This is a genomic window from Bacillus sp. AFS031507 (assembly GCF_002584635.1).
Taxonomy (GTDB): domain Bacteria; phylum Bacillota; class Bacilli; order Bacillales; family Cytobacillaceae; genus Neobacillus.
This window is the reverse complement of the sequence record NZ_NUOW01000038.1, coordinates 1-10,846: the sequence shown is the minus strand read 5'-3', so window position 1 is coordinate 10,846 and position 10,846 is coordinate 1. Positions and strand designations below refer to the sequence as shown.

At 35.0% G+C, this 10,846-nt stretch carries 5 protein-coding genes and 2 pseudogenes; 1 reads left to right on the top strand and 6 read right to left on the bottom strand.

All coding sequences use genetic code 11. The features are described from left to right. Positions 1–319: 319 nt before the first annotated feature. The 3 genes and pseudogenes from COE25_RS26125 to pssA all read right to left on the bottom strand — a co-directional run. Positions 320–574 (bottom strand): annotated as a pseudogene (locus COE25_RS26125) (response regulator); the annotation flags it as partial. Between the two features lie 46 nt (positions 575–620). Then, the gene (locus tag COE25_RS26120; protein ID WP_098934708.1) at positions 621–1,898 is read right to left on the bottom strand and encodes a DedA family protein; all 1,278 of its coding nucleotides are present in this window, start codon (positions 1,896–1,898) and stop codon (positions 621–623) included. 198 nt (positions 1,899–2,096) lie between these two features. After that, positions 2,097–2,582, bottom strand: a complete 486-nt coding sequence (pssA, locus tag COE25_RS26115; RefSeq protein ID WP_098934707.1) for a CDP-diacylglycerol--serine O-phosphatidyltransferase — start codon at positions 2,580–2,582, stop codon at positions 2,097–2,099. Between the two features lie 454 nt (positions 2,583–3,036). Here pssA and COE25_RS26110 point away from each other — a divergent pair, with 454 nt between their 5' ends. Next, positions 3,037–6,165 (top strand): efflux RND transporter permease subunit, encoded by a 3,129-nt coding sequence (locus tag COE25_RS26110; protein ID WP_098934706.1) that lies wholly within the window; start codon positions 3,037–3,039, stop codon positions 6,163–6,165. A 97-nt stretch (positions 6,166–6,262) separates the two neighbouring features. Here COE25_RS26110 and COE25_RS26105 read toward each other — a convergent pair. From COE25_RS26105 to COE25_RS26095, 3 genes and pseudogenes are all read right to left on the bottom strand, one after another. Continuing rightward, positions 6,263–7,153, bottom strand: a pseudogene (locus tag COE25_RS26105) (IS110 family transposase); the annotation flags it as partial. 296 nt (positions 7,154–7,449) lie between these two features. After that, entirely contained in the window at positions 7,450–8,775 is a 1,326-nt protein-coding gene (locus COE25_RS26100) for a DUF1254 domain-containing protein (RefSeq protein ID WP_180247610.1), read from the bottom strand. A gap of 313 nt (positions 8,776–9,088) precedes the next feature. Further along, positions 9,089–10,012, bottom strand: coding sequence for a LysR family transcriptional regulator (locus tag COE25_RS26095; RefSeq protein ID WP_098934704.1), 924 nt, complete (start codon positions 10,010–10,012; stop codon positions 9,089–9,091). Positions 10,013–10,846 lie beyond the last annotated feature (834 nt).

The following is a 10,846-nucleotide window of genomic DNA, read 5'->3' as shown; positions in this document are numbered from 1 at the left end:
CACAACTAACGCACCCGTTACTTTAAGTACATTTCTTCACAATCTGCTTATTTCTTTTTTCGCATAAAAAGAGAGTAAGCTACCATTAATATTTTGATATTACAACGCGGTGTAAACCTTACACCTGAAACAAGTACTATCGTTGTAATTTTCAAATATAAATCAAACTTAAGAGCAAGTTATTTATTTTTAGGTTCATTTTTTTCACCCCAGTTATATACGAAGGATGAACATTAGCAATGCAGAAATAATTGCGAGTAAACTACTCACACCAAAAGCTGTAAAAGCACCAAATGATTGCCACTAAACCCTGCCATGTTGTATTTCGAGCTGTCAAAAGAATAACAGGAGTATTACTGTTTTCCTTTCTAAATCTCCTTAGTACCTCGATTCCACTTAACCCAGGCAACATCACATCCAATAAAATCAAGTCGATTTCGGATTGTAAGGCGGTTTCTAATCCTGCTTTACCATCATGTTCTACTGTTACTTGAAAACCCTCATACTCCAATTCCACTTTTAAGGCACGAGCAATTTGAGTTTCATCCTCGATTACTAAAATATGCGTTTTCACTTCACATTCGCCCCTTCTACAACTAAAGCATTAATCATACTCTACTTTAATGCCTGTCCAAAACAAGCCGTAGCATTTCAAACAACAAGAAGTTAAAAAATATCCATACACAGCCATATACATAACCACCCACAATATCACTTGGAAGGTTATGGGCAGAAGCAATATTTACAACCGCCAGACTTATTAATAAAATTAATCCAAATAAAGGACCAAATAAGGGTAAATACTTGTTTTTCGAATGACGGACAAGTAAAAACAAACAGGTTCCGTAAACGATAATCATAATCGTAGCATTTATGTCAGGAAAATTTGTGGAATGAAATTTTCCTACAAACCCGAATGATTGAAGGTATGAAAATGTTTTAATTATGGCATCATGAAAGGGTCTTGCACCCCCTATGGAAACCCCAAGAAGAAGATATTCAAGAACCCTGTTCCGTCCCTTTTTCCAAATTCGAATGATGGTTATCGTAATAATGCTAGCAAGTGCAAACGGAGGTTGGAATACTAAAAACCCTTTCATCCAACTCATATAAATAACAGACTTGACCATATATTCTGCTATTTCATTAAACTGAGCAAAGTCGTTATATAAATAGTCTTGAGCCATTCCCAGCATCAAGGTAACCATACCGATTAACACTAAAGTGAGAAAAATAAGAAAGATCTCTATTTTTCTAATGGTTTTTAGATGATTCAACAACCGTTGTATGAAACGAATAAAAAAGTCCTTGATTTGATTCTTATAAAACCGATAGGACAAAAAAACTGCCAAAAATATAACAAAAACAATAATAAATATAATGAAATATTTACTTGCTGCTTGATGAAAGGCCTCCCAACGAGGTCCCAATACTTTTCCTAGGGTAATAAAACAAAATCCCCATAAAAATGAACCTGTATAAGCAGGAATAATAAATTTTCGAAAAGGCATTCTTGAAATACCCGAAATATAACCAGTGAAATGCCTAATCCCTGGAATGAAATAAGCAAAGACCAACAGTTTGCTGCCAGATTGTTCAAACCAAGCGGCGGTTTTTTCATATCTTTCTGGTCCCAGGTGGATATACTTTCCGTATTTTTCAATCAATTTATATCCTCCTGCCTTACCAATCCAATAAGTTGCAGTAATTCCCGCACCGCCTGAAACAAAGACTGTCAGGAGAGCAAAAATGTAATTCATTTTACCCTGAAATACAAAATAACCAGCGTAGCTCATTAACAATTCGCCTGAAATAGGTAGGGCCAAAAGCTCTAGAAAGATTCCTGTAAATAGAATCAGATAACTGTGCTGTTCAAATAAAGTGATTAAATGTGACATAATTATGCCTCCAATATTTATAAAAAGAAACACTAAAGTCAATTCAAATTTAGTTCTAAATACAATGTAGCACGATAAATGAATTCAATTTCCATATTAATGAATTCTTAATCTGGTTTTAAGAGAACAAAAAGGTTGATGGATAAAATAAAAAAGCTAATCCCTTCGAAAAGGTTACCAGCTTTTTTACAATGGATATTAAAATTTAAGTTTTTTAACCTTAATTGGACTTACCATTAACAGAGCGAGGAATAAGGTAATCCATGCATTGCTATATAAAAAGAATCCCATACCAGCCAATGGCAATCCAGCAGCTGAAATGGGTAAACCTTTAAAATACCCAATGGTTGGTTTAACACTAAACTTAGCTAATCTTATTGCCCCCATCGTTGGGAAAAGGATAAACGCCAAAGAAGTTAAAATTGATGGTGCTGCTAACGAATGAAATAAAAGTGCTGGAGCAACTCCGAAACTAACAATATCAGCTAAGGAATCCAATTCTACGCCAAATTCACTGAACACTTTTAATTTTCTCGCAACCATTCCGTCAAGAAGATCTAAAATAGCCGAAAAGAAAATAAAAATGGAGGCTACTTCTAAAAAGCCACTCATATTAAAAGTAATTGAAAGAACACCGCATAATAAATTTCCAATCGTAAATAAATTGGGTACAGCTTTTACTATCTAATTGAACAAGGTAGACCCCCTGACGATGACAAATCATCTGCACTTAAGTAGCATTTTCTATATATTCTTCCGCTATTCTTAAAAAGACATGATATAGAATGAAAAAAATTTTGTTCTACCTGCACAAATTTCTTATTTTTTGATATTGATTTTAACCAAATTTAAAATGCAGGAGATTCAAAGGAAAAACAATCCCTGTGCCTCACACTGCACTAAATACATAAGCCACTCAGTAAATCACTTGCCTTAAGATTCAAAATAAAAACGGTCCTGACCAAATATTCATTTTGCATCTTCATGAATTTTTAATGTTTTATTCAGGGAAGGTACAAGTTGGTTTTGTATACTTTAAATTGCCCAATTTGATTGCAGTACCATTCTTGAATTCACCACAGAAAACTATAAGGTTATTTGGGTTTAATTTATATAAAAAGATTTTGGGGGCAAAGCAATGAAAAAATTAGTAGAAGCAACCATGCAAAGAGCCATTCTTATGATTGTGTGTGTTGTTATCATCTTGGCTTGGGGAGGTATTTCCGCTTTCCAAATGCAACGAGATTATTTGCCTGGGATTAACAATACTACTCTTTCAGTTAGTATGAGAGTGCCTGGTTATCAAGCAGCACAAGTTAAACAGCAAGTAACCGATAATTTGGCAAGTGCTGTCAAAGTAGTAGACGGACTTTCTAATGTGGAAAGCACATCTTATGATGGCGGATTGTTTATGAGTTTGTATTTCCCTATGGATACAGACATGAAAATGGTAGAAGATCAAGTAAACAAAGCGTTGGCTAATGCAGATCTTCCGTCAACGATTACAAGCACGCCGTCGGTAACACGTTTAACCACTAGTTCATTCCCAATTTTAACTTACAGCGTAACAAGTTCAAAATTGGATGAACAAACTTTACGTTCTACTGCAACACAAGAAATTGTTAAACAATTAAAATCTGTTCCTGGTGTAGCGGATGTATCCGCAATTGGGGGAGCAAAAGATGGATATGTATTAACTGTCCGCATGAAAGACCTAGTGAAAAACGGATTAACATTGGATGATGTGAATAAATCGTTTGCTTTGGCTGTTCCATCAATGCCACAGGGGACTATTGTAAACAACCAATTATCAATACCAGTATCTTTTGATGGATTACAATTGACTCCACAGGACATGGCAAACGCAACGATTCAGAATAAGGAAGGAAAAGTAATTCCTGTTTCAGCATTTGGTACCATAACGCATTCCTTAAATGACGTTAAAACCGTCTCCAGAACAAAGGGAGCACCAAGTGTTACTTTAAATGTAATCAAAACACCATCGGCAAATATCACGGATGTTGCAGCTCAAGTAAAGGACCGTGTTTCACACCTTCACTTGGATACGGTAAATCCAAAAGATGTTTCGTTCCAAGTTTTACTTGACCGAGAAAAAGAATTAAACAGTTCTCTTTTCGGATTAGTTCGAGAAGGACTACTTGGATGTTTATTCTCAATGATCTGTGTGTTCTTCTTCTTCCGAAATGTTAGAAGCACATTATTAATTGCTATTTCGCTGCCAATTTCATTGTTAGCTACAACTGCTTTCTTAAAGTCAATGGGTATCACGTTAAACATATTAACGGTTTCTGGTTTGATTGTAGCGATGGGGCGTATTGTCGATGATTCCATTGTTATCTTGGACAACATGTATCGAAAACGGGAAGAATCGAAAGATAAACCTCTGCTTTCCATTCTTGCATCATCTGTAATAGAAATGATTCCTGCGATATTAGGTTCTACGTTAACAACGATTGCAGTTTATATTCCAATCGCCTTTGTTGGCGGCGTAATCAGTGCATCTTACAGTGGATTTGCCTGGTCAGTCGTAATTGCATTAATCATTTCATTCTTTGTTGCGATGCTTGTCATCCCTGCACTTGCTTTTATGGGATGGAAAGGTGGAAACGGGGAAAAACAAACGGTCAAACTCGATTCAAAAATGAAACCAATCTTGCAATCTGCCTTTAAACATAAAAAAGCAATGATTATTGTTTCTATTTTAGTCTTCTTAGCTGCTGGTATCTATTCTGCGTTTCTTCCAGTAAGTTTATTACCTGGCGGGAAAATTGGACAAATTGCCATTAAAGCAGAATTGCCAAAAGGAAGCACGTTAGTTCAAGTGGATTCTGAAGTCCAAAAAATCGAAAAAGCATTAAAAGAAAATCCAAAAGTCGATGCGTATTCTTCCAATTTTGGTTCCACCATGACACCACAAAGTGATGACGTGTTTGACCAAGGTGGAGGTTTTATAACCTATCCAAATGTCGCCAATTTATCTGTTGTTTTGAAAAACGACAAGGATGCAGACTCTGTTATTCAAGAATTGCAAAAGCAGCTTCCGTCATTATCTAAAGATGATGTTATTTATACCGTAACAAGCCAGAACATTTCTGGTGATGATTCACAAATGCGTATCCTGTTTACTGGTTCAGACCAAGCAACTTTGGATCAAGTAGCTCAAGAAGCAAGAACGAACTTATCAAAAATTTCAAACCTAAGTGTCGATGGAAAAGTAGATTTAACGAATGGTTCACCAAAATACAAAGTTACATTTGACCAAAAAGCAATTCAGGATATAGGGGTTAAAGTTGCTGACATTCTGACCGTTGTTAATCGTTACATGTCTTCATCTAAGGACGCAACGATTACAGTTGATCATAAAGCCCTTCCTGTGGACCAATATTTAGATCAAATTGCAACAGGAGCAAACTCTACAATTACGTTAAATGCTTCTGCGGATGATGTTTTAGCATCTCTTGCTGCTGAAACGTTTAATGGGAACAATGGTGAAATGGTCCGTTTTGACCAACTAGCAAAGATTACAAAAGACCAGTCTGCTTCAACGATTAGTGAACGAGATGGTCAACCATTCTCTCTTGTAACAGCACAGATTACATCGAATGATATTAGCAAAGTGTCAGGCGAAGCAGATAAAGCTCTAAGCAGCTTGAAACTTCCTAAAGATGTAACCTATTCATTAGGAGGAATCACTGAACAAGTAAAACAAATGATTTTCGATATGTCCGTTGCCGTAGCATTTTCTATCCTTTTAGTTTTGCTCATTACTTCTACAATTTTCAAAGGATGGAAAGCTCCATTATCAGTACTTTTAAGTATCCCACTTGCTTTAAGTGGTGTCGTGATAGCATTAATTCTATTCCACGGCGAATGGAATTTGGCTGCCTTAATCGGAATTCTAATGCTTACAGGTATTGTTGTAACAAACGGTATTGTGTTAATTGACAAAATCGAAAGAAATCGAAAAGAGGGAATGCCTGTTAAAGAAGCTGTGTTGAATGGTAGTCTTTCAAGGATTAGACCAATCTTAATGACAGCAGCAGCGACAGTCCTTACATTGTTCCCACTTGCATTTTCACATAATACGGATACGGTTATTTCTCAAACCCTCGGTATTGTGGTAATTGGAGGTATGGTAACATCAACAATTAACAGCTTTATTATCATCCCAATCATTTACGAGTGGTTGCATAAAAAAGCAGGAATTAAAAACATTAATACACCAAAAGAAAAAAGTATGAGCTAATAAATATTGTAAGGTATTTCAATCATAGAACTAGTTTTTGATGTAACAAGGCACTTATTTAAATTAAGTGCCTTGTTTTTTTATTTGGGTTCGCTTCTTTAATCATAAGTAGTTTTTTTGCAAATGGTATTTTGTTGAGCACTTCTTTAACTTGTTGTTCAACTCTTTCGAGTTGTTTTACAGCGAGGTCATATTCTTCTAATAATTGTTCTGGATGGAATTTATAAGCATCAAGTGCTTGTCCAGTTCCAATAGAAGATTTGGCTAGATTGATCAGTAATTGAGCTTTTTTAGGTCCTGGTTGCCTTTTCATTAATGACTTCCATCCCCTCATGACATCTAGTGGCTCCATTGAAGATATTTCATCTGGAGTTGGAAACAAACGAAGGGTTGCGATGGCCCTTTTACACGAAACATCTTTAAACACTTGTCTCAGCTCTGGAAAGACAACATCTACCCATCGATTTATTTGATTAATAGACATTACGAGACGCTTTACAATCACATCACGATCAGACATTAGCACTCTAAGTTTCTCAAATGATTCTGATGATGGGCGAATAAAGGAATAGTAGCCGTTTTTGACCATATCCGCGATAACGAGGGCATCTTTTTTATCACTCTTAGATTGAGTATTATCACGATTTTCTTTATTCCTTTTTACTAAGTGGGGATTGACTGTTACTACCTCAATATTTTGGTTATATAACCATTTTGATAGGTTAATCCAGTAATGCCCTGTAGGCTCCATACCTACTATTGTTGAATTTAAGTTTTTTAGTCTTTGTAAGTGTTGAATCCAATTTAATAGTTTTCCAAACCCCTCTTCATTATTTTCAAATGTAAGAGGATCTCCAACTATAATTCCACGGAAGTTAACAGCTCGTGCAACGTGTAATTGTTGGGCTATATCCACACCAACCATTAGATGTGTATTGGAAATTCTTTCTATTAGTTGATTTTGTTTGCCTTGCATTTTAAAATTCAAAGTAGGGCTTCCTCCTTAAGACTTTGAGTTAGATTGGACTCTATACTCGTATCTTACTGAGGGGCTCTATTTTTTTCAAACCTGATATTTAACGATCTACAGGAATGCTAAACTGCTTCGTTAGTTCAACAAGAAAAAGCTGCCTCAATGACAGCTATGATCTTAAACTCAAGCACGCGTTAGTTCAAGAAGGATTTACATTGTAAACAACTAAAACTGCCCATTTTCTAATTGACAGGAGGTAGATCAATCGGTTTGTTCGTTTTGAGGTATGGTTTGATTTTGCTGTGACGATTTCATATTATTTTTTGAATGAAAGGCAATTGATACTTTCGATCAATAAAGATTTGTTTCGGTAAAAATGTTCTTAAAACAAGAGTAAAATTACCTTTAGGTGCTGGTAGCCAATTTGATTCAGTCTCTACCGGAGGGGTGTTTTGTATATAAAGATCTAGTGAACCATCTGAATTATATTGCAGCCCCTCTGTACGGTCACCCATCGAATAGCGATTGATAGGATTTGCTATAAAAAATTGATCTTCTCCATACATACATATTGACCAAAATGCATGAGCAGGTGGCAAATTATCTTGATCAAAATGGATAACATATTGGTTCTCTCCACTTAAAGGTTTTCTTGTACTATCAATCAGTGCACCTGAATAAATTCCCTCTTCCGGATTAATTGCTCCTATTCCGTAATATGAAACTACTGCTCTAGATAAATAATCAGTCCCATAACTTCCTACATTATTGTAGATTGCCCAATTATTAAATAATTTTGACATATCAGATCTAGATTTTATTAGTATTTCTTTTGCATCTTTAAATGCTTTCGTTAATCCATCCTTAATCACTGGGTCTTCCATTCCTTGAAATCCTGTCTCTGGATCAATGCCAATTAATTTAAATTGAGATATAATCCCCTCATCTTCTATTGTACCAGGATTTAACTTCATCGCCTTCGTCATGATTTCAAAAAATTCAACTGGATCATTTAACTCGCGATCTAAAATTTCAGGTAGATCTATGTGTGGTATTTCTTGACTTTGACTATAAGGTGTCAATTTATAGTTGTCTTGAATTGCAATTACATTTGGTACATCTTTTTCTCCATCCACTAACGTGCGTCCAAGAATCCATACCATATTTGTAGGCGAATAAACTACCTTTGTTCCCTCGGCTAATTCCTCTCCCCCATTTGGTCCTACAATGATATATTCCCCTGCACTCGTTTCATTTGTTCGTGTTCCAATATATCGAAATGAATTTGTGTAAGCATCTAAAAATTGGAAGGTGAAATATCTTCCTTGTTCAGCTTCTGGAATAGATAAGACTACTGGTCCTTTGGATAAATCTAACCAAGCTATGGAATACATTGTATCATTATTTGGCCTCACCCAATCTCTAAAATGTTCGTCTGCTAACTTTCTTTCATGATAGAAACTATTTAAAGGCGCTTTTTTTAATGAGCCTTGCATATTTCTAGCCATATCTACAAGGGGAAATCCATATAAAAATGCTTGAATACCTATGCTATATACTAAATTAGACTTATAGTATAAATTTGCGTCAATTATATAAGTTGGTGTTTTATCTACTACGTTTTTTGTTGATTTCACAAAAATCATACCCCTTCCCAATTCATAACCTATTGAACAACTATCTCGCTACTGTATTTTTTTGAAAAATATCCTTAATTGTGATTTTGTACTTTTCTTAGATAGCCCCCTCGTTATTACTCATAGATTATTTTCTAATTATTCAGATTCCATAACTTTATTATATTCATAAGTTAATTAAATTTAAAATTAGAATTTTCGATTGTTCAATAAGTTTTTGTGATTGAAAGTAGAAATGACTAGTATTTCTTCCTCAAAATGCTTTAGAAGTTCTTCTTTTAATACGACTTATTAAAATTTTTAGACATAAAGTCTAATTACCAACATCTGCCGATAATATGTTTTCTAGTTCCAATTTAAGAGCCTTTATAAATTTCTTAGCATGTAAAGACAAATTTCTCTTCTTTGAACGGATCAAACCAAAAGATACCGAAAGAGATTCATGATTAACTAAATCAATAGGTACTATTTCTCCAGACTTTATATTAGGTACCAATTTCGAATAGAAATTAGGAGCCAAAAAAATTCCTAATCCTTCAAGAGCAGCTTTAAAAATGACATCCGTTTCATTTGTTGTAAAAACAATATTTAAAGGTCCATGTTTTTCTTGGAAATTATGAGTGAACCATTTCAAATAATCTCCAGTATATAAAAGTAGAGGTTGTTTAAGTAATTCTTGAGGGGTTATACTCTCATAAAAAACTAATGGAGATTGATTATTAACATATACAACCATTTTTCCTTCAAGCAATATCTCGCAAATAATACCGTCTCTATTTTTGATTACATCCCCATATACCCCTATAAGACCGATCTCACTTTGTTCTTGCACGATATCTTCAATTACATTAAGTGTTGATTTCTCTGAAACATCAATATTTACACTAGGATTTTCATTTTTAATGAAAGCAAGAGGTTTTAGTAATGTTTTAATAAATCCTGCTGCCGTGGAAATTTTTAATTCTCCTGTATTTTTATCTACATCAGGATTGATTTCATCCTTTAACTCTTGAAATTTATTTAATATTTCATAAGCTTTTCTAATAACCTTCTTTCCTTCATCCGTCGGAATCACGCCTTGACGTGAACGATGAAATATTTTAACACCTAATTCTTTTTCTACATTTAAAATAGACTGACTAATACCAGACTGGCTCACATGTAGATTCTGAGCAGCAGCCGAATAAGATCCTGTTCTTGCAACCTCTAATAGATATTCCAATTTTTCTATATTCATAGTAACTCCTTAATTTATAATGTCCTCTTCTAAAAAGGTACCGAGGAGCTGCTTCGCCTGAACCATCCTACCGAGTTCGATTAGAGATTTGATGTGGGAATACAGACGTCAGTCTGACGGTTCCGAACCGAGGAGAAAAAATTGCGCTGCTTCTTCTATGTTCCCAGAGTGATAATGGGTGACCCCGAGGAGTGATAGCATGGATTGTGAATGGCTTCCAATTTTTATATTTGATCAGTTGAACCATGGATTGAACGGTAATCACAATAAAAAAAACAAACAACGCTAACCAAAATGATAACATTAAAAATGGCGTTATTATTTTAACAATATTCCATTGAAAAAAGCCATTTAAAATAACTAAAAAGCTACTCAATAACGATAAAAGGAATAATTTTCTTTGACATTGCAATTTTTTCCCTCTTCCTATTTAAAACATCTGTAAGTTAATTTTATAGATGAAAGAGTTTATAAGCTAATGGAATATTGAGGAAGGGTTGTTAAACTAAACTGCCACGTTAGTTTAATTAATTTGTAGGAATCCTCCCATAATGCCGTATATCCCAACAGCCAAACTTGACTTCGCCCCATGGATAAATCCAGGGGATTCTTTTTTAAACCTTCTTCAAAGCCGCCTTTCGGCCGGGGCTTCCAGGTCTTACTACTTCTCCAGTTCATTACGACATGTAGTAAACACCACATACCGCAGCCCAATCATAGGCACTACGCCACTGCCCTTTTAGCCTCATTGTGCGCGACAATGGGAGCTAAAAGGACTCGGCGATACTTTGTATCTTCTATTTTAGGTAGTTCTCGATTTTTCGTTAGCTGTTT